Below are 19,756 nucleotides of genomic sequence, written 5' to 3'. Positions count from 1 at the left end.
CTTGCTGCTGGTGTGTCTGTTAGACCACCAACGACAGCAGCATGATGAAGATCAACGCCACCACAGACAGAATGGTTTCCATCGCCGTCCAGGTCTTGAACGTCTCGGCCACGGTCATGTTGAAGTACTGCTTCACCAGCCAGAACCCCGCATCGTTGACGTGAGACAGGATCAACGAACCCGCCCCCGTCGCCAGCACCAACAGCTCACGGTTAACCCCTGGGATCATCCCCACCACCGGCACTACGATGCCCGCGCCGGTAATGGTCGCCACGGTCGCCGAACCGGTCGCAATACGAATCACCGCCGCCACCAGCCAGGCCAGCAGGATCGGGTTGATCTGCGCATTCACCGCCATATGGCCGATCACGTCACCCACGCCGCTGGTTACCAGCATCTGTTTGAAGCCACCACCGGCACCGATGATCAGGATGATCGCGGCCGTCGGCGCAAGGCTGGCGTCGAGCAGCTTGAGGATTTGCTTGGAGTGAATGCCCTGGCGGCTGCCAAAGGTGTACAGCGACAGCAGGAGCGCCAGCAGCAAGGCGGTGATCGGGTGACCGATCATGTCCATCCAGTTGCGCACCACGTTGCCTTCGGCAAAGGCGATGTCGGCGAAGGTTTTGAGCAGCATCAGAAACACCGGCAGCAGCACGGTGACCAATGTGATGCCGAAGCTTGGCAGCGACTTGTTATCGGTCTCGCGGGCCAGTTGATCCACCAGTTCCTGGGAGGGATTACCGGGGATGTACTTGGCGATGAACGTACCGAAGATCGGGCCGGCAATGATGGCGGTCGGCAGTGCGACGATCAGGCCATACAGGATGGTCTTGCCGATGTCCGCGCCAAACACGCCGATAGCCAGCAGCGGGCCCGGGTGCGGTGGCACCAGGCCGTGCACTGCCGAGAGGCCTGCGAGCAGCGGGATGCCGATCTTGATCAGCGACACACCGGTGCGGCGCGCGACGATAAACACCAGCGGGATCAGCAGCACAAAGCCGATCTCGAAGAACAGCGGGATGCCCACCAGGAACGCGGCGAACATCATGGCCCACTGGACCTTCTCTTTGCCGAAGGCGCGGATCAGGGTCTGGGCAATCTGATCGGCACCGCCGGATTCGGCCATCATCTTGCCGAGCATGGTGCCCAGCGCGAGGATGATGCCGACAAAGCCGAGCACCCCGCCGAAACCGTCCTGGAAGGCCTTGATGATCTTGTCCACGGGCATGCCCGAGGTCAGGCCGAGGAAGCCGGCCGCGATGATCAGTGCAATGAACGGGTGGACCTTGAACTTGGTGATCAGAACGATCAACCCGATGATAGTGACGACTGCGTCTAGCAGCAGGTACGACTCGTGGGACATGCCAAACATGGGGGGTCTCTCCTGTTTGTTGTTGTTATTAAAGCGGGTGTTGAATTTCTTGCCGGGGATAGCGCTATCTTTTCCGGCAAAAAATTAATGAGTTCGTTCAAAGCCGTGTTGCAGCCACCAAGCGTTGGTCTGCTCGGCCAACGCCTCGACACTGTCTTCACTGGCGTTGAGGGCCAGGGTCAGTGGCTCGCCTTTGGGCGATTCAAGGGTGGCGAACTGGCTGTCGATCAGGCTTGCCGGCATGAAATGGCCGGGGCGATGGGACACGCGGTCCGAGGCGACTTCACGGGTCAGTTCCAGGAATACGAAACCCAGACCTGGCGCGGCTTCGCGCAGGTGGTCACGGTATTTCTTCTTGAGAGCCGAACAGGTGAGCACCGGATGTTCACCCGCTTTAAGCGAGCGGCGCAGTTCATCGCACAGGATGTCGAGCCAGCCGGCGCGGTCGTCGTCGTTGAGGGGGTGGCCGGCGCTCATCTTTTCGATGTTAGCGGCAGGGTGAAAGCTGTCGCCTTCAATGGCGGTGGCGCCGTTCAGCCGGCACAAGGCCTCGCTGACACTGGTCTTGCCACAGCCGGCAACACCCATGATGACCAGGGCGGTAACAGGTTGACTCATGAAACACCTCAAGACGCAGATAGCGCTACCTTCACACGCTGTAAGGCACGTGCAAAAACAGGCTTTTCCCGCGCCGTCTTGTCATTTTTATGGAGTGACGCGTGCATCCGCTCCAATCATTTGAACCGGATCAGGCAACCCAAAGTTCAATAATTTGCAGCCATTTGGAGACAGCGCTACCTTAGTGCCTCGATTTTTGTTTGGCAAGCCGCCTGATGACCTCTAAGAACGATAAAAATACGCGCACCACGGGTCGCCCGACCCTCAACGAAGTTGCCCGCCTGGCTGGCGTCAGTCCGATCACCGCTTCACGCGCCCTGCGCGGCATCAGCACTGTGGCCATCGAACTGGTAGAAAAAGTCCAACAGGCAGCTGCCGAGCTCAACTACGTGGTCAACCCCGCCGCCCGCGCCCTGGCCTCGGCTCAAAGCCATTCGGTGGTGGTGTTGGTACCGTCGTTGTCCAACCTGCTATTTATCGAAACCCTCGAAGCCATCCATCAGGTGCTACGGCCTAAAGGCTTTGAAGTGCTGATCGGCAACTCTCACTACTCCCGCGATGAAGAAGAAAACCTGCTGCGCAACTACATGTCCTATCAGCCACGGGGCTTGCTGCTGACGGGCTTCGATCGCACCGAAAGCGCCCGACGAATGGTCGAGGCCAGCAATGTGCCTTGCGTTTACATGATGGACCTGGACCCTAACGCTGGCGTGAATTGCGTGGGCTTCTCGCAATTGGCCGCCGGTGAAACAGCCGCGGCGCATTTACTGTCCCGTGGCCGCAAGCGCCTGGCCTATATCGGCGCGCAATTGGACCAACGTACCTTGCTGCGTGGCGAGGGTTTCCGCCGCGCCCTGCAACAGGCCGGAATGTACGACCCGGCGCTGGAGCTGCTGACGCCGCGTCCTTCTTCCGTGGGCCTGGGCGGTGAGTTGTTCCTACAGTTGCTGGCCGCCCATCCGGACGTGGATGCGATCTTCTTCGGCAACGACGACCTGGCCCAAGGCGCGCTGCTGGAAGCCCTGCGCCATGGCATCAAGGTGCCAGAGCGCGTGGCGGTGCTGGGTTTCAACGACTTGCCCGCGTCGTCCTTTATGGTGCCGCGCCTGAGCAGCATCAGCACGCCACGCGAAGCCATTGGCCGCCGTGCGGCGGAGCATCTGCTCACGATCATGGCGGGCAACAAGGTCGCCAAGCCGGTAGTGGACATGGGCTTTGCGTTGCAGGTGCGGGAAAGCACCTGACCTTCAAGCCGAACGTGATCCATCGAGGGAGCTAGCCTGCCGGTTCCCTCAATTTGACCGCGCTCGCTTAACCTCCCCGGCCCCTGCTAGATTGTCCCTTCTCCACTGCCAGGGAAGCACCATGGGACACTCACTGAAAATCTTGGGCCGCACCTCTTCCATCAACGTACGCAAAGTCCTGTGGACATGCCACGAACTGGGCATCGAATACGTACGCGAAGATTGGGGCATCGGCTACACCCCCACCCAATCCCCCGAATTCCTGGCCCTGAACCCTAACGCGCAAATACCTGTGCTCATCGACGACCACGGCGTGCTGTGGGAATCCAACACCATCTGCCGCTACCTGGTCAGCCTCTACCAACGCCACGACCTCTTGCCCGCCGAACCCGCGCCACGGGCCAGGGTGGAGCAGTGGATGGACTGGCAAGCCACCGAGCTCAACCCTTCCTGGGGTTACGCGTTCCAAGCGCTGGTGCGTCAGAGTCCTGAGCATCAGGACCCGCAACGAATCGCAGCCGGCGTACAGGGCTGGAATGACAAGATGGGCCTGCTGGAACAACAGCTGACCAAAACCAACGCTTACGTCACCGGCGACGAATTCACCCTCGCCGACGTCCTTATCGGCCTTTCGGTGCACCGCTGGCGCATGACGCCCATGGAACATCCGCCCTACCCCGCCATCGCAGCGTATTACGAACGCCTCAGCCAGCATCCGGGCTTCCAGACCTTCGCCCTCGACGGCCACAACTAAGGACATGCACGTGAAAGGACTCAACATACTGCTCACCGGCGCCTGCGGCAGAATCGGCAAGACGTTTTTCGAAGCCTCGAAAGACCGCTACCGCTTTACGCTTACAGACCGCGTCACGCCGGATTTTGAACTGGGCGACCATCGCTTCGTACACGCCGACTTGAGCGATAAATCCGCGCTCGTCGCGCTGCTCGATGGCATCGACGTGATCGTGCACCTGTCGGGCATCCCCCATGCCAGCGCCTCGTTCGACGAACTGCTGCCAAACAACATCCTCGCCACCACCTACCTGTTCGAAGCTGCCGTGGCCGCCGGGGTAAAGCGTCTGGTTTTCGCCAGCAGCGCCCAGACCATCGAAGGCTACCCGGTGGATCGGCAGATCACGCCTGGCATGCCAGTGCTGCCCGCCAACCTGTATGGCGTGAGCAAATGCTATGGCGAGGCGCTGTGCGGCTACTACGCGGCGAAAACGCCACTGTCGACCATTGCCCTGCGCATTGGCGCCTTTGAATTCCCCGAAAGCCACGACCTGAACAACGCCCGCGACCTCAGCGCTTGGCTCAGCCCACGGGATGCAGTGCAATTGCTGCAACGTTCGGTTGAAACTAAAGACGTAAAGCACTTGATCGCCCACGGCATTTCCAATAACCGTTTCAAGCGTCTGGATTTGAGCGAAACCACGCGTGTGCTGGGCTATCAACCGGTGGATGATGCGTTTCAGACATTCGAGATTCCCATCACCTACTGAGTTGCAGGCGGCAATGGCTGGCCGTCGATGGGCCAGCACTTGCCGCAACAGCCGAGCCGCCCCCAGCAAAACCTGGGCTTTGGCGCCCGGCACGCTATTTGCTCCAGCTGTAGCACCGTACATTTCCTCCAGGTGCCCGATCATGCTGGTTAACAACAACACCCAAGCCGTATCGACCGTCCAACAACTCAAACGCCCCGATATGGATCCAGCCAACGCTGCCGCCAGTGCGCTTTACAGCGGCGCCGTTCAAGCCGCGCAGCAAAGTGTGGCCGTACCGGTCGCGCAGAAGGACCTGGACAAAGCCACCGACCGTATCGACGAAGCCTTCGCCAAGACTCGCGTGCAGTTGCAAGCCTCCACCACGGCAACCACCTCCTCGACCGAGACGCCTGCCACCACATCCACCTCTGGCGCGCGCTCGGAATTCACGGAGTACATGAGCAAAACCCCGGCCGAACGCATCCGTGAGCAGTTGCTCAAGGAGCAGGGTTTGACTGAGGCGGATGTACAGAACATGTCCCTGGAAAAACAGGACGCGATTTCCAAGCAAGTGGCCGACCGGTTGAAGCAGCAACAAGAGCAGCAAGTAGCGGCGAAAGCCACTGATCCTGCGCACTCGGTGAAAGAAACCCTGGCGGCAATCTAAGCCACACTTCGGATCAACCTGTGGGAGTGCTTGCGCCCTCCCACAGGGATTGGCTTTCCAAATTGGAAATGGATAGGTTGGCTATTGCAGTTGAAGCGTCGAATTGAACTGCCCGATCGCATCCACCACATGCCGTGACCCTTCCTGAATCTCCAGGATCACCTGCCCCGCCTCGTTCGCCAGTTCCACCCCCAACCCCGTACGGCTCAAGCTCGACTGCATGCTCGACACTGCGCTCAACGACAGATCATGGTTCTTGCGCACCACCTCCACAATCTCCACCGTGGCGTGGCTGGTACGTGCGGCGAGGCTGCGCACTTCGTCGGCCACCACCGCAAACCCGCGTCCGTGCTCACCGGCTCGTGCCGCTTCAATCGCGGCGTTGAGCGCCAGCATATTGGTTTGCTCGGCAATGCTGCGGATGGTCTGCACAATGGCGCCAATGATGTCCGACTGCTTGCTCACCGCGTCGATGCTCTGTGCCGCCTGGTTCAAATTGTGAGAAATCTCTTCGATGATCTGCACGGTTTGCTGCACCACCTCCGATCCTTTGCGCGCGCAGGCGTCGTTTTGTACCGAGGTGGCGTGAGCCGAATCGGCGGCGGTGCGCAGGGTGGTCACTTGGTCGGTGATGTCGCTGGCGAATTTCACCACTTTGTACAGGCGCCCGTTGGTGTCGAAAATCGGGTTGTAGGACGCTTCCAAAAACAGGGTTTTGCCGTATTTGTTTTTGCGCTCGAAGCGGTGCGAGTGGTATTCGCCGCGATTGAGGGACGCCCAGAACGCTTTGTACGCCGGCGACTCCACTTCGCTGCGATGGCAAAACAGGCTGTGGTGCTGGCCGACGATTTCATCCAGTGAGTACTGCACGGTCTTCAGAAAGTTGTTATTGGCCTTGAGAATCTGGCCTTGAGGGGTGAACTCGATCATCGCCATGGAGCGGCTGATGGCGTCGATCAGGCTCTGGTTTTCATGTTCATGGTGGACCCGCGCGGAAATATCGGACGCCACTTTGATCACACTCTGTACGTGGTTGTCGCTGTCCAGCACGGGCATATAGCTGGCTTCGAGCCACACCTCTTGGCCGTGCCTGTTAAAGCGTACGAACGTGCCGCTGAGGGCCTCGCCCCGCGCCAGATCGCGCCAGAGCTTGGCGTAGGCGTCGGTATGGGTGTAGGCCTCGTCACAAAAGATCCGATGATGCTGGCCGCGAATTTCCTCGGCGCTGTAGCCCATGGTTTTGCAGAATTTGTCATTGGCATCAAGTATCACCCCATCGCGATCAAATTCGATCATGGCCATGGAACGGCTGATAGCGGCGAGTTTGGCGTTGGATTCGGTGAGTGCACAGGAGAAACGCTGGATTTCAAGCAGGTCAGACTTGTGATGGAGGTTGAACATGTCGGACACCCTTAAGTAACCCGCGCCTGGCTAGGCGCATTCCATTCATCAGTTGGATAGTGCTGGCAGACCTTTATGGGATAACCATCCGAAACGCTTTACACGCCGAGCGTCATCAACGGTTCTGGGTGAGCATAGACAGGGCTTGGCGCTATGCAAGGCCACCAGTCAGCCATTAGTTATGGCAAGGCGGGGCAGGAAGGGAGGTTGAGCGCGGGGCAGGGAACGGCCAACAGAGAGGGTTGCGTTGGCCGCTTAAAATCCTTCAGTTGAACGGTGATCAGTGACCGAACAGGCCGCTCTCGGATTTCTTGGTTTTTTTGTCGGCGCGTTTTTCATCGGCGGTCTTTGCCGGTTTCTTCTTCGCTGCTTTCTTTGAATCCATACCTTTGGCCATGATGCGTGCTCCACTGAAAGGGGATGTAACACTGGGTATAACACCGATCACCCGCCAGAAGGGGTTTATAATCCGCGCCCCTTTATAAAGCCTGTCTGAACACCATGACTGAGTTGTCCATTGATCTGCTGGCAGAGCCTCTGTGGCCGCTGCTGAACAAGTTCTACCGCAGCCACGACTCGTCGATGAAGGCCCTCAAAGGCGGGCGTTTATGGGTGGCGCGCAATGGTGAAATTGTCGCCGGGCTGTGCCTGTCGCCGGTGGTAGGCGGGCAATGGCTGACCGGAGTGTTTGTGGCTCCGGCGTATCGCCGCCAAGGGTTGGCGGCGCGCTTGATTCTTCAGGCAATAGCTGATGTGCAAGGCACGGTATGGCTGCTGTGCCATCCAGACCTGGAAAGCCTGTATCAGCGCATTGGATTCACCCAGGATACGATCCTGCCCCAATCCCTCAGCGAACGGCTGGTGCGTTACAAGCGCAACAAACCGATGATCGCCATGGGCTTAGAACCGTTGGTGAGGTCGACCTCAGATAATGTGTGATCGGCCGGTAAAGCGCCCATGCTAGCCTCGGCAGCACAGTGGCCTTTACCAGGATGATCATGAAACCGACGCTTGCAGCCCTCTGCCTCACCGCCCTCCTCGCCCCGGCCTTGAGCCAGGCAGCCGACGCTCCCATCAGTGCCCAGCAATACGCCAGCGTGCTCGCCGGCAGTTGGCGCGACCCGGCAAACAGCGCCCGCGATGGGTATCGGCATCCACAGCAGACCTTGGAATTCTTTGGCCTGGGCGCCAAACAGAGCGTGATCGAAATCACCCCCGGCGGCGGCTGGTACAGCGAGGTGCTGGCGCCATTGCTCAAGGACCAAGGGCACTACATCGCTGCGGTGCAGGCCGCGAGCAGCAGCGCTTACGCGCGTACGTCCGAAGAAAACCTCAAGAAAAAATTTGCCGCCGACCCTACGCGTTATGCCAAGGCCGAGGTGATCGAGTTCGACCCCAAGGCACCGGTATTCGGCAAACCGGCCTCGGTCGATACGGTGCTGACATTCCGCAATGTGCACAACTGGGTGCTGGCTGATACCGACAGGGCCACTTTCAACGCGTTCTACAAGGTGCTTAAACCCGGTGGCGTGCTAGGTGTTGTGGATCACCGCGCCAAAGACGGAGCGTCGCTGGAAGACATCAAGCACAGCGGCTATCTGACCACAGCGTATGTGGTAAAACTGGCCACCGACGCGGGCTTCAAACTGGAGGGGCAAAGCGAGGTGAATGCCAACCCGAAAGACACCAAAGACTACCCGGAGGGCGTGTGGACATTGCCGCCGGCATTGAAGCTGGGAGAGCAGGACAAGGCCAAGTATGTGGCGATTGGCGAATCGGATCGGATGACGTTGAAGTTCGTGAAGCCGACCCGATAACCCGATGTGAAGCGCGATTCAAATATGGGAGGCGCTTGGCCTCCCACATTTTTTCAGTGTGTCTGGGGATTACTCGTCAGCCGTTGGGTCCATGTCGGGGAACATCACTTCGATAAACCCGAACTTGCTGAAGTCGGTGATCCGCGACGGATACAACCGGCCAATCAGGTGATCGCACTCGTGCTGCACCACCCGCGCATGAAAGCCGTCGGCAGTGCGGACGATCGGCTCACCCTTGGGGTCGAAACCTTCGTAGCGGATCTGCTGGTAACGGTCCACTGCGCCGCGCAGACCGGGTACCGACAGGCAACCTTCGTAGCCTTCTTCCAGCACTGGGCTGAGCGGCGTGATCAACGGATTGATCAGGATAGTCTGCGGCACCGGCGGCGCGTCCGGGTAGCGCTCGCTGGCTTCAAATCCAAAGATCACCAGTTGCAGGTCGACGCCAATCTGCGGCGCCGCCAGACCTACACCGCCGACGTGCTCCATGGTCTGGAACATGTCGTCGATCAATTGCCACAGCTCGGGGCTGTCGAACATCTCCGGCGGAACCGGTGGCGCGATACGCAGCAGGCGCTCATCGCCCATTTTCAGGATTTCACGAATCATTGATCAGGCTCAACGGGGGTGGGCTTGGAGTGGTCACGGCCTAGGCCTGAGACGTGCTGTTTTTCATCAGTGTGGCCGGGGTCATCGAACTCTTTTTCACCGGGATCTTTACCCTCGGCCGACATGTGTTCGATCACGGCATTCATCTCCGCGCCGAGCAGCAGCACGGCAGCGGAAATATAGAAGTACAAAAGCAGGACGATGATCGCACCGATACTGCCATACATGGCGTTGTAGTCGGCGAAGGTTTTGACGTAGTAGCCAAACCCCAGGGAGGCCACGATCCACACCACCACTGCGAGCACCGAGCCTGGGGTGATAAAGCGGAATTTCTGCTCGACGTCAGGCATCACGTAGTACATCAAGGCCACGGCAAACATCAGCAAAATCACAATCAGCGGCCAGCGCAGGATGGTCCACAAGGTGACCACGAACTCCTGCATGCCGATCTGCCCCGCCACCCATTCCATCACTTGGGGGCCGAGCACCATCAACGCCGCAGCGGCCAACAGCATGCCGGCGATACCAATGGTGTAGAAAATCGACAGCGGAAAACGCTTCCAAATCGGCCGGCCTTCCACCACGTCGTAGGCTGCGTTCATGGCGCTCATCATCAACCGTACACCAGCCGAAGCGGTCCACAGCGCAATCACGATACCCACCGACAGCAGGCCACCCTTGGACTGCTGCAACTGGTCGATCACCGGGTTGACCTGCTCCAAAGCCTGGGGCGGCAACACCAGTTCCGACTGCAGGCGCAGCCAGGTAAAGAAGTCAGGCAGGTGCAGGAAACCGATCAGGGCAATCAGGAACAGCAGGAAGGGAAACAGCGAGAACAGCATCTGGTAGGCCAATGCAGACGCGTAGGTGGACATCTCGTCGTCGACGAATTCCTTGACGGTGCGTACCAGCACCTTGTGCAGCTTGAGACCATCGAGAACCGGAAAGATCATAGCGTCTCCTTTCGCCGCAAAGAGGGTGAGATCGTGGGCGACTCAGGGGCCGTTTTCTACATCAAAGTAGCCCATATGGCGACTTTGAAACAATTTCGAAAGTTTAGTTGCAATAAGGGATACAAAAACGGCCATCCGTGGATGGCCGCCGGGCTGTACGAATACAGCCAGTGATACAGACTTACTTGGTCGCTTTTTTGACCGCATCTTTGGTATCGCCGACTGCTTTCTGCACTTCGCCTTTCTTTTCCTGAATCACACCTTCAGCTTGAAGCTTGTCGTTGCCGGTCACTTTGCCGACGCCTTGCTTGATGTTGCCGATCGCTTCGTTTGCCAAGCCTTTTGCCTTGTCCGATGTGCTGCTCATGGTATTTCTCCGAAAGAACAATCAAGGGTTTTGGTGATTACACAAAGATTGACCAGAGGCCGTTCGGCAGAGTTTCAATTATTTTCAGCGGGCATTTCGTCCAAAACGGCAGGTTTGGCTTTATGTTTGTCGACCAACCCACGAGAATGCGCGGCACATTCAGGCTATAACGCTGAATAACAGATCCCGTAGGAAGGTTATGAAACTCAATAAAGCACAGGCCATCGCCCGTAGAAACCAGGAACTGGGCGGTGCCGTACTCGGCGTCAACAACTGCCATTTCACCGACCTGGACCGCAAGCGCAATATCTGGTGGTTCGACCTGCCGCTGGGCCGTATTGCGGTGGGCCATTACGAGTGGATTCACTTGTTGATGCACAACGCCGAGACGGACCAGTTGCTGCACCTGAAGGTGCCGACGGCGTTCCTGCGCGAGCATATCGAAGGTCTGGTGGTGCGCAATTCGGGCAAGCGCAAGCCCGAGATTACGTTGGAATTGAGCGCGGACAAGGATTCGTTCCTTAAAGACGTACGCCCAGCCGGCGCTAACGTGAGCTTCGCGCATTTCGCCCTGTAAGCACCGGATTTAAAGGTGGAAGGCGCGGTGCGACGATATGACTTGCTCTCGATAGCAGAGTGTCAGTCACTGAATCTGGTGACTGATCCCTCCCTATCGGAGGCAAGTCGAATCGTGGTACCGCCCATCCCACATTGGATTGCATTCCAATCCAGTCATTAAAAAACCCGCATCGGCGGGTTTTTTATCGGCTTACTTTTTCAGGCCCAGCTTCTTCAACTCTTCATCACGCAATTCACGACGCAGGATCTTACCCACGTTGGTGGTCGGCAATGCATCGCGGAACTCGACAGCCTTGGGCACCTTGTAGGCGGTGACGTTGGCGCGCATATGCTCCATCACCTGATCCTTGGTGAGGGTGGCGCCCGGCTTGACCACGATGAAAAGCTTGATGATCTCCCCCGATTTCTCGTCCGGCACGCCGATGGCCGCGCATTGCAGCACACCTGGCAGCCCTGCCAGTACGTCTTCCAGCTCATTGGGGTACACGTTGAAACCTGAGACCAGGATCATGTCCTTCTTGCGGTCGACAATACGCATGTAGCCGTCCGGCTGGATGATCGCGATGTCGCCGGTCTTCAGCCAGCCTTCGCTGTCGAGCATCTCGTCGGTGGCGTCCTGGCGCTGCCAATAGCCCTTCATCACCTGCGGGCCCTTGACGCACAGCTCGCCAGTTTCGCCCAGCGCCAACTCGGTGCCGTCATCGGCAATGACTTTGCACACTGTGGACGGCACCGGAATGCCGATGGTGCCGATCTGGATGTGCTGGATCGGGTTCACAGTGGCTACCGGGCTGGTTTCGGTCATGCCGTAACCTTCGCAGATGCCACACCCGGTCACGGCCTTCCAACGCTCGGCGGCCGCCAGTTGCAGGGCCATGCCGCCCGACAGGGTGACCTTGAGTGCAGAGAAGTCCAGCTTGCGGAAGCCTTCGTTATTGCACAGCGCCACGAACAAGGTGTTGAGACCGACAAAGCCGCTGAACTTCCACTTCGACAGTTCCTTGACCATTGCCGGCAAGTCACGCGGATTGCTGATCAGGATGTTGTGGTTGCCGATCAGCATCATCGCCATGCAATGAAAGGTGAACGCATAGATGTGGTACAGCGGCAGCGGCGTGATCAGGATCTCGCAGCCTTCATTGAGGTTGGAGCCCATCAGCGCCTTGCACTGCAACATATTGGCAACGAGGTTGCGATGGGTGAGCATCGCGCCCTTCGCCACGCCGGTGGTGCCGCCGGTGTATTGCAACACGGCCACGTCACTGCTCGCCGGGTTGACGTCGTTGACTGGTTGGCCGTTGCCCTTGGCGAGTACGTCGTTGAACTTGATCGCCTGTGGCAAGTGGTAGGCCGGGACCATTTTCTTAACGTACTTGATGACGCTGTTGATCAGCAGGCGCTTGAGCGGCGGCAACAGGTCGGCGACTTCGGTGACGATCACATGCTTGACGGCGGTCTTGGGCACGACCTTTTCCGCCAAGTGGGCCATGTTGGCCAGGCAGACCAGGGCCTTGGCACCGGAGTCGTTGAATTGGTGTTCCATTTCCCGCGCGGTGTACAGCGGGTTGGTGTTGACCACGATCAGGCCGGCACGGATGGCGCCGAATACCGCGACCGGGTATTGCAGGACGTTGGGCAGTTGCACGGCGATGCGATCGCCGGGTTTCAAGTCGGTATGTTGTTGCAGGTACGCGGCGAAGGCGCCGGACAATTCGTACAGTTCACCGTAGGTGATTGTCTTGCCCAGGTTGCTGAAAGCCGGTTTGTTAGCGAAGCGCTGGCAGGACTGTTTCAGTACCGCCTGAATATTTGGATACTCGTCTGGATTGATTTCTGCAGCAATCCCGGCGGGGTACTTATCCTTCCAAAAGTCTTCGTTCATGGAAGCCCACTCCTCAGCGACGCGAATTCATCATCGCATTTGATGCGATTATTATTGGTGTATGTTTTTTTAGGTGAATCTGGCGCTTTCAAGCAGGCCTAGACGTCACAAAGCGCGCCGAGAGTAGCAGCTTTGCCAAGGGCCGACTAGAGCCAAAAGCGGGCCTTACAGTCATAAACTCGACTGTAGGACAATATTTAGTCACAATTATTTTGGCGCTCGAATTACCTACTGAAAGGCTCTGGAATGGGGTCTTCAGAACAATCAAAAACAAATAAGGGAGGGGGCTTGCTCCCGATTGCCGTGGTTCAGTCAATACATTCAGTGACTGATACACCGCTATCGGGAGCAAGCCCCCTCCCTCATTTGATTGCATTTCAATTCATGGTCAGGCGATGTCGCGTAGCTCCCTGCGCAGAATCTTGCCCACTGGCGTCATCGGCAACGAGTCTCGTAACACAATCTGCTTGGGCACCTTGTACCCCGTGAAGTTGGCCTTGCAGTAGGTCTTCAACTCCTCAAGGCTCACGCCTTCGGCACGCGCCACCACAAACAACTTAACCGCCTCCCCCGTGCGCTCGTCCGGCACGCCGATCACCGCGCAGTTGGCCACGGCCGGGTGGGCCATCACCACGTCTTCGATCTCGTTGGGGTACACGTTGAAACCCGAGACGATGATCAGGTCTTTCTTGCGATCGACAATGCGTACAAAGCCATCCTCATCGATCACCGCGATGTCGCCGGTCTTGAGCCAACCCTCAGCGTCCAGGCTCTCGGCCGTGGCGGCCGGTTGCTGCCAGTAGCCCTTCATCACCTGCGGGCCCTTGATGCACAGCTCGCCGCGTTCGCCCAGAGGCAACTCCACGCCTTCGTCATCAATCACCTTCATCGCGGTAGCCGGAACGGGAATGCCCACGGTACCGAGGCGCGATTTGTTGCCATAGGGGTTGGTGCACGCCACCGGTGAGGTTTCTGTCAGGCCGTAGCCCTCGCCAATCGTGCAGCCGGTGACTTGCTGCCAGCGTTCGGCCGTGGCCTTGATCAGTGCCGTGCCACCGGAGTTGGTGAGTTTGAGGTGGGAGAAATCCAGGGTCTTGAATTCCGGATGGTCCATCAACGCCACAAACAGCGTGTTAAGCCCCAGCAACCCGGTAAAGCGCCACTTTTTCAGCTCCTTGATAAACCCGCCGATGTCCCGCGGGTTGGTGATGAGTACGTTGTGGTTACCCGTGACCATCATGCACATGCAGTTCGCGGTGAAGGCATAGATGTGGTAAAGCGGCAGCGGCGCGATCATCACCTCCTGCCCTTCCTTGATCAAAGGATGGCCGTCGTCGCCGACCTGAGACATGCACGCACGCGCCTGCTGCATGTTTGCCACCAGGTTGCCATGGGTGAGCATCGCGCCCTTGGCCAGGCCGGTCGTGCCGCCGGTGTATTGCAGCACGGCGATGTCATCCAGGGTCACGGGGTGACGGGTCACCGCCAGGCCCGAGCCCATGCGCAGGGCACGCTTGAATGACACCGCGCGCGGCAGGCTATAGGCCGGGACCATCTTCTTGACCTTGTCGACCACGGTGTTGACCAGCCAGCCTTTGGCGGCGGGCAGAAAGTCGCCCATCTTGGCTTCGATCAGGTAGTCGATCTCGGTGTCGTTGCACACTTCCTGTACCCGCGAACCAAACAGGTTCAGGTAGACCAGCGCACGCACGCCGGCGTCCTTGAACTGGTGGCGCATCTCGCGCGGGGTGTACAGCGGGTTGGTGTTGACCACGATCAGCCCCGCGCGCAAGGCGCCGAACACGGCAATCGGATAATGCAGCACGTTGGGCATCTGCACTGCGATGCGCTCGCCGGGCTTGAGGTCGGTGTGCTGTTGCAGGTAACCGGCGAACGCCGCACTCTGGCGCTCAAGCTCGGCGTAGGTCAGGGTGATGCCCATGTTGCTGAATGCCGGACGGTCGGCAAAGGCCTTGCACGAGCGCTCGAAGACTTCGATCACCGACTTGTAGGCCGTGAGGTCGATATCGTTGGGAACGCCCGCCGCGCGTTTGTCATTCCAGAAACCAGGTTGCATTATTCTTGTCCCCTTACCTGAGTATGTCCGGCCGCTTATAACAAGCGGAGCTTTGGGGACGTTAGCAGCTATGACCAAACAGGCAAATACGCTAAATCGTGTCATTGATTGTATGAATCTTGCCGCTGATGCGTAGGCAGATACCCCGCCCCTCGGCAGATCAGCTATACACTGCAACGACCCATAGCAAAGGAAGCGCCATGAACCACAGCACCTTCTGGCTGACCGCGAATGACCGCAGCCGCCTGTACGTCAATCAATGGATGCCCGACGGCCCGGTTCACGCCGTAGTCATGCTGTCCCACGGCATGGCCGAGCACAGCGGGCGTTATGGACGCTTGGCCGAAGCGTTATGCAGCGCAGGCTATGGCGTGTATGCACCGGACCAGCGTGGCCATGGACGTACCGCCGACGAAGGTACGCTGGGGTTGTACGCCGAGAAGGATGGCTGGAACAAAGTGGTAGGCGACCTGGCAAGCCTCAATCAACACATCGGCCAGCAGCAACCAGGGCTGCCGATCATCCTGCTGGGCCACAGCATGGGCAGCTACATCGCCCAAGCCTACCTGCTGCACCACAGCGCCAGCCTGCACGGGGCAATTCTCAGTGGATCGAATTTCCAACCGGTAGCGCTTTACCGCGCAGCGCGGATGATCGCTCGGGCCGAACGTCTGCGCCAGGGTGTAAGGGGGCGAAGTGCGCTGATCGAGTTCCTGTCGTTCGGCTCGTTCAACAAGGCCTTCAAGCCCAACCGCACGGCGTTCGACTGGCTCAGCCGTGACCCGGATGAAGTGGACAAATACGTCAGCGATCCACTCTGCGGCTTCCGGTGTACCAACCAGCTGTGGATCGACCTGCTTGGCGGCTTGCAGCAAATCAGCAAAGCGTCCAATCTCGCCCAGATTGATCCGGGCCTGCCGATCCTCGTGATGGGCGGCGAATGTGATCCGGTGAGTGAGGGCAAGCGTCTCAAAAACCTGGCCCACGCCCTGCGTGAGGCCGGCTGCCAGCATCTGCAATTGAATGTGTACCCGCAGGCGCGTCACGAAGTGTTCAACGAAACCAACCGCGACGCCGTCACCGCGGATGTGCTGACGTGGCTCGACCAAGCCCTGACCTTGCGCAGGCCAGCCCGCTGCGAATAACTTTTCTTTTAAAATCAGCCGTTTAAAATCGGCCGATAATTACCGTTTAGCCACAGGATGCACCTTTAGATGACTCAGGTAACCAACACCCCGTACGAAGCCCTTGAAGTCGGCCAGACCGCCAGCTACAGCAAGACCGTCGAAGAGCGCGACATCCAGCTGTTCGCCGCCATGTCCGGTGACCACAACCCGGTGCACCTGGATGCCGAATACGCCAAGGCGACCATGTTCAAGGAGCGTATCGCCCATGGCATGTTCAGCGGTGCGCTGATCAGCGCGGCGGTGGCCTGCGAGCTTCCTGGGCCGGGCACTATCTATATCGGCCAGCAGATGACCTTCCAGAAGCCGGTCAAAATCGGCGATACCCTGACCGTGCGTCTGGAAATCCTCGAGAAGCTGCCGAAGTTTCGCGTACGTATCGCCACTCGCGTGTTCAATCAGCGTGACGAGTTGGTAGTGGATGGCGAGGCGGAAATCCTCGCGCCACGCAAACAGCAGGTCGTGACCTTGACCGAGCTGCCGCCGATCAGCATCGGCTGAGTCTGGTTTCAAGGCCAACGCCATACAAATGTGGGAGGGGGCTTGCTCGCGATTGCGGTGTGTCAGTCATTGAAATATCGACTGATCCACCGCTATCGGGGGCAAGCCCCCTCCCACATTTGTTACACAGCAGGGCTTACGACTGAGCGCGAGCCTGGTTACGCAGGGCTTTCACCTGGTCGTGGTTGCGCTGTACGCCGTGGTACTGACGCTCAACCAAGTCACGAATGCCCAGCAGGTTGTGCTTGTTGATCTTCTCGATCGCTTCTTTATAAGCCTTGAGTGCGTGGTCTTCGCCGCGCTCGGCTTCGTTCAGAACAGCCTCTTCATCTTTACCGGTAACCATCGACTTCACGTCGACCCAGCCACGGTGCAGGGCGCCGGCCACACTACCCGAATCTTCCGGATCACCACCCAGAGCACGCACGGCGGTTTTCAGCTCGGCGGCGGCGGTTGCACAGTCAGCGGAACGCTTGGCAAACAGCGCCTTGAGTTCTGGGTGTTTGATGTCTTCGGCGCATTCTTTGAAACCTTTCTGGCCGTCGATGCTGGTCTCGATCAGGTCATTGAGTACGGAGATCGATTCTTTATTGATGTCAGTCATTTTTCAATTCCTTAGGCAGGTTACGAAGGGTTGTCTTAATGATTGCAGCGCTCGTGCCAGGTTTTGAAAAACAACTTTTATGTTTAATTTCAACAACTTAAAAATATTTGAACGATCTGTATGTACGTTATTTGCATGATCTGTCATTTGGCCTTCATGCAGAATGCCTGTATTTTCGAACGTCTCGACTCACGCCATTGAATCCCCCCATGAACCCCGAAAAACTCGAACTGCTGATCACCCGCGAAATGCCCTTCGGCAAATACAAGGGCCGGATCATCGCCGACCTGCCGGGTCCTTACCTGAACTGGTTTGCCCGCGAAGGCTTTCCCCACGGCGAGCTGGGCGGTTTGCTGGCCTTGATGCAGGAAATCGACCACAACGGTTTGTCGGAACTGCTCGAACCCTTGCGCACTAAACACGGCAAGCCCGCCCCGCGCTATTAATCAGGAACTGCGCCATGCAAGGGAATGCAAACAACGAACGTCACTGGCACGCCATCGCCCAGCGGTATGACCTGGAACCGGGTCCGATCAATCTGGAAAACGGCTACTTCGGGCGCATGAGCCGCGCAGTACAGGCGCAGTATCTGGACCATGTGGCGTTTATCAACCGCAGCAATTCGCTGCACGTGCGCCAGCGCTTTGAACAGGGCGAGAACGTCGAGATCCGCCGCCAATTGGCCGAACTAATCGATGTAGATCCTGAGTCGGTGGCCTTTACCCGCAATGCCACCGAAGCGTTGCAGTCGCTGATCCGCAACTACAACCGTCTGCAACCGGGCGACCAGGTGTTGATCAGTGATTTGGAGTACGACACCGTCAAGGGCGCCATGCGTTGGCTGGCCGGGGTTCGCGGTGTAGAGGTGATCGAGCTTTCCCACACGCACCCGGCCAGTTTCGACAGTCTGTTGCAGACCTATCGCAGTACCTTCGCTGAGTACCCGCGTTTAAAGCTGATGGCGCTGACTCACGTCACCCACCGCACCGGCCTGGTGATGCCCGTCGCAGCCATCGCCAAGGCGGCGCGTGAACATGACGTCGACGTGATCCTCGATGGCGCCCATGCCCTGGGCCAGATCGACTTCAACCTCGCCGAGCTGGGTATCCAGTTCGCCGGCTTCAACCTGCATAAATGGATCGGTGCACCGCTGACCCTGGGTTTTCTGTATATCGCTCCGGAACGCCTGGCAGACATCGATCCGGACATGGGCGAATTCCACTACCCCATCACGGATGTTCGCGCACGCACGTCTTACAGCACGCCGAACTTTCCGGCGCTGATGACACTGCCACTGGTATTTGAAGAACATCGGGCATTGGGTGGCGCAGCAGCCAAAGGTGCTCGGGTGAATTACCTGCGCGATTTATGGGTAAGTCAGGTGCGACCACTGAAAGGCATTGAGGTCCTGACCTCGGATGATCCACGGCTGTATTGCGGGATTACCGCGTTCAAATTCGTCGGCCGCAATCAGCAAGGCATGGTCGATCGGTTACTCAAAGAGTACGACCTGTTTACCACCACGCGAACCGGAGCAGCGTTTGGCACGTGTATTCGAGTGACGCCAGGGTTGGTGACCTCCGCGCAGGACATTCATGCGCTGATCAACGCTATTACCGAGTTGAGCGCCGAATAAGCGCTTTTCTACAGGCAAAAAAAAGCGGTACACCGACCAAGTGCACCGCAAAAATGCCGTTAAGCACAGCAACAACGATTCGGTAAATCAGATCAATCCAGCAGCGCCAGCGCCTCGGCGGTGACTTCCTGGATACGGGCCCAGTCGCCGTTCTTGATCCACTCAGGGTCAAGCATCCAGCTACCACCTACGCACATCACATTTTTCAACGCCATGTAGCTCTTGATGTTGGCCGGGCCAACGCCGCCGGTCGGGCAGAATTTCACTTCGCCGAACGGGCCACCTAGAGCCTTGATCGCCGCCACGCCGCCGCTGACTTCGGCCGGGAACAGCTTGAAGCGGCGGTAGCCCAGGCCATAGCCTTCCATGATGCCGGAGGCGTTGCTAATGCCTGGCAGCAAAGGAATCGGGCTGTGCACCGAGGCTTCCAGCAGGTCGCGGGTAATCCCGGGGGTGACAATAAATTGCGAGCCAGCCACTTCGGCCGCTTCGAGCATGTGACGGTCGAGCACGGTGCCGGCACCAGTGCACAGTTCCGGACGCTGCTCGCGCAGTACCTGAATGGCCTTGAGGCCGAACTCGGAACGCAGGGTCACTTCCAAGGCGGTCAAACCACCGGCTGCCAGGGCATCGGCCAGCGGCAGGATGTCCTGTTCGCGGGCGATGGTGATCACCGGCAGGATCCGCGCCTTGGCGCAGAGGCTGTCGATCAAGGCAACTTTATCCGCCATGGACACGGTCGGTTGGGGGCTTTTCATAGC

Annotated in this window: 20 protein-coding genes and 2 pseudogenes; 11 read left to right on the top strand and 11 right to left on the bottom strand. The window is 58.4% G+C overall.

What is annotated here, in order from left to right; translation table 11 throughout:
- Window positions 1-19: 19 nt before the first annotated feature.
- Window positions 20-1,372 (bottom strand): GntP family permease, encoded by a 1,353-nt coding sequence (locus ACVWXD_RS02020; RefSeq protein ID WP_032891030.1) that lies wholly within the window; start codon window positions 1,370-1,372, stop codon window positions 20-22.
- A gap of 84 nt (window positions 1,373-1,456) precedes the next feature.
- Entirely contained in the window at window positions 1,457-1,990 is a 534-nt protein-coding gene (locus ACVWXD_RS02015; protein WP_032891028.1) for a gluconokinase, read from the bottom strand.
- A gap of 212 nt (window positions 1,991-2,202) precedes the next feature.
- Between ACVWXD_RS02015 and gntR the strand changes: the two genes are divergently transcribed.
- The 4 genes from gntR (at window position 2,203) to ACVWXD_RS01995 (ending at window position 5,385) form a co-directional block, all read left to right on the top strand.
- Window positions 2,203-3,234 (top strand): HTH-type transcriptional regulator GntR, encoded by a 1,032-nt coding sequence (gntR, locus tag ACVWXD_RS02010; RefSeq protein ID WP_457371571.1) that lies wholly within the window; start codon window positions 2,203-2,205, stop codon window positions 3,232-3,234.
- 121 nt (window positions 3,235-3,355) lie between these two features.
- Entirely contained in the window at window positions 3,356-3,988 is a 633-nt protein-coding gene (locus tag ACVWXD_RS02005; protein ID WP_032891026.1) for a glutathione S-transferase family protein, read from the top strand.
- A gap of 10 nt (window positions 3,989-3,998) precedes the next feature.
- Entirely contained in the window at window positions 3,999-4,736 is a 738-nt protein-coding gene (locus tag ACVWXD_RS02000) for an NAD-dependent epimerase/dehydratase family protein (protein WP_095185728.1), read from the top strand.
- Between the two features lie 142 nt (window positions 4,737-4,878).
- Window positions 4,879-5,385, top strand: a complete 507-nt coding sequence (locus ACVWXD_RS01995; RefSeq protein WP_260367610.1) for a hypothetical protein — start codon at window positions 4,879-4,881, stop codon at window positions 5,383-5,385.
- Window positions 5,386-5,466: 81 nt separating this feature from the next.
- Here ACVWXD_RS01995 and ACVWXD_RS01990 read toward each other — a convergent pair.
- Together ACVWXD_RS01990 and ACVWXD_RS01985 are read right to left on the bottom strand one after the other, a co-directional pair.
- Window positions 5,467-5,871: pseudogene (locus tag ACVWXD_RS01990) on the bottom strand (methyl-accepting chemotaxis protein); the annotation flags it as partial.
- Between the two features lie 138 nt (window positions 5,872-6,009).
- A pseudogene (locus tag ACVWXD_RS01985) lies at window positions 6,010-6,786 on the bottom strand (PAS domain-containing protein); the annotation flags it as partial.
- A gap of 501 nt (window positions 6,787-7,287) precedes the next feature.
- Here ACVWXD_RS01985 and ACVWXD_RS01980 point away from each other — a divergent pair.
- Entirely contained in the window at window positions 7,288-7,725 is a 438-nt protein-coding gene (locus ACVWXD_RS01980) for a GNAT family N-acetyltransferase (protein WP_122753103.1), read from the top strand.
- 59 nt (window positions 7,726-7,784) lie between these two features.
- Entirely contained in the window at window positions 7,785-8,603 is an 819-nt protein-coding gene (locus ACVWXD_RS01975) for a class I SAM-dependent methyltransferase (RefSeq protein WP_457370624.1), read from the top strand.
- Between the two features lie 69 nt (window positions 8,604-8,672).
- Here ACVWXD_RS01975 and def read toward each other — a convergent pair whose 3' ends face one another.
- The 3 genes from def to ACVWXD_RS01960 form a co-directional block, all read right to left on the bottom strand.
- Window positions 8,673-9,212, bottom strand: coding sequence for a peptide deformylase (gene def, locus ACVWXD_RS01970; RefSeq protein ID WP_032891019.1), 540 nt, complete (start codon window positions 9,210-9,212; stop codon window positions 8,673-8,675).
- Window positions 9,209-10,165: a YihY/virulence factor BrkB family protein gene (locus tag ACVWXD_RS01965; protein ID WP_260367607.1), complete on the bottom strand. Its 957-nt coding sequence runs from the start codon at window positions 10,163-10,165 to the stop codon at window positions 9,209-9,211. Before ACVWXD_RS01965 ends, def begins: the two co-directional genes overlap by 4 nt.
- 181 nt (window positions 10,166-10,346) lie before the next feature.
- Window positions 10,347-10,532, bottom strand: coding sequence for a CsbD family protein (locus ACVWXD_RS01960; RefSeq protein WP_032891017.1), 186 nt, complete (start codon window positions 10,530-10,532; stop codon window positions 10,347-10,349).
- Window positions 10,533-10,731: 199 nt separating this feature from the next.
- On the opposite strand from ACVWXD_RS01960, the gene ACVWXD_RS01955 reads away from it, so the two are divergent.
- Complete coding sequence (locus tag ACVWXD_RS01955; RefSeq protein WP_032891015.1) at window positions 10,732-11,109, top strand: hypothetical protein; 378 nt, start codon at window positions 10,732-10,734, stop codon at window positions 11,107-11,109.
- Window positions 11,110-11,301: 192 nt separating this feature from the next.
- Here ACVWXD_RS01955 and fadD1 read toward each other — a convergent pair whose 3' ends face one another.
- Together fadD1 and fadD2 are read right to left on the bottom strand one after the other, a co-directional pair.
- Window positions 11,302-12,993, bottom strand: coding sequence for a long-chain-fatty-acid--CoA ligase FadD1 (fadD1, locus tag ACVWXD_RS01950; protein WP_032891014.1), 1,692 nt, complete (start codon window positions 12,991-12,993; stop codon window positions 11,302-11,304).
- Window positions 12,994-13,381: 388 nt separating this feature from the next.
- On the bottom strand, window positions 13,382-15,070 hold the full coding sequence (gene fadD2 / locus ACVWXD_RS01945; protein ID WP_032891013.1) for a long-chain-fatty-acid--CoA ligase FadD2: 1,689 nt from the start codon (window positions 15,068-15,070) through the stop codon (window positions 13,382-13,384).
- Between the two features lie 200 nt (window positions 15,071-15,270).
- Here fadD2 and ACVWXD_RS01940 point away from each other — a divergent pair, with 200 nt between their 5' ends.
- Both ACVWXD_RS01940 and ACVWXD_RS01935 read left to right on the top strand, forming a co-directional pair.
- Window positions 15,271-16,215 carry an alpha/beta hydrolase gene (locus tag ACVWXD_RS01940; protein WP_260367606.1) on the top strand — a complete coding sequence of 315 codons (945 nt, stop codon included), beginning with the start codon at window positions 15,271-15,273 and terminating at the stop codon, window positions 16,213-16,215.
- A 69-nt stretch (window positions 16,216-16,284) separates the two neighbouring features.
- Window positions 16,285-16,755: a MaoC family dehydratase gene (locus ACVWXD_RS01935; RefSeq protein WP_024077080.1), complete on the top strand. Its 471-nt coding sequence runs from the start codon at window positions 16,285-16,287 to the stop codon at window positions 16,753-16,755.
- A 136-nt stretch (window positions 16,756-16,891) separates the two neighbouring features.
- Here the strand turns inward: ACVWXD_RS01935 and ACVWXD_RS01930 are convergent, their stop codons facing one another.
- On the bottom strand, window positions 16,892-17,359 hold the full coding sequence (locus ACVWXD_RS01930; RefSeq protein WP_032891010.1) for a ferritin-like domain-containing protein: 468 nt from the start codon (window positions 17,357-17,359) through the stop codon (window positions 16,892-16,894).
- A 209-nt stretch (window positions 17,360-17,568) separates the two neighbouring features.
- On the opposite strand from ACVWXD_RS01930, the gene ACVWXD_RS01925 reads away from it, so the two are divergent.
- Window positions 17,569-17,805 carry a DUF3820 family protein gene (locus tag ACVWXD_RS01925; protein WP_099602788.1) on the top strand — a complete coding sequence of 79 codons (237 nt, stop codon included), beginning with the start codon at window positions 17,569-17,571 and terminating at the stop codon, window positions 17,803-17,805.
- A 14-nt stretch (window positions 17,806-17,819) separates the two neighbouring features.
- On the top strand, window positions 17,820-18,995 hold the full coding sequence (locus ACVWXD_RS01920; protein ID WP_401381105.1) for an aminotransferase class V-fold PLP-dependent enzyme: 1,176 nt from the start codon (window positions 17,820-17,822) through the stop codon (window positions 18,993-18,995).
- 92 nt (window positions 18,996-19,087) lie between these two features.
- On the opposite strand, the gene ACVWXD_RS01915 is transcribed toward ACVWXD_RS01920, so the two are convergent.
- Window positions 19,088-19,753, bottom strand: a complete 666-nt coding sequence (locus ACVWXD_RS01915) for a bifunctional 4-hydroxy-2-oxoglutarate aldolase/2-dehydro-3-deoxy-phosphogluconate aldolase (RefSeq protein ID WP_017735662.1) — start codon at window positions 19,751-19,753, stop codon at window positions 19,088-19,090.
- Between the last annotated feature and the right edge of the window lie 3 nt (window positions 19,754-19,756).

The sequence above is a fragment of the Pseudomonas sp. TE3911 genome, from assembly GCF_054062775.1.
The sequence above is the reverse complement of the archived record's forward strand: the minus strand, read 5'-3'. Positions and strand labels throughout refer to the sequence as shown.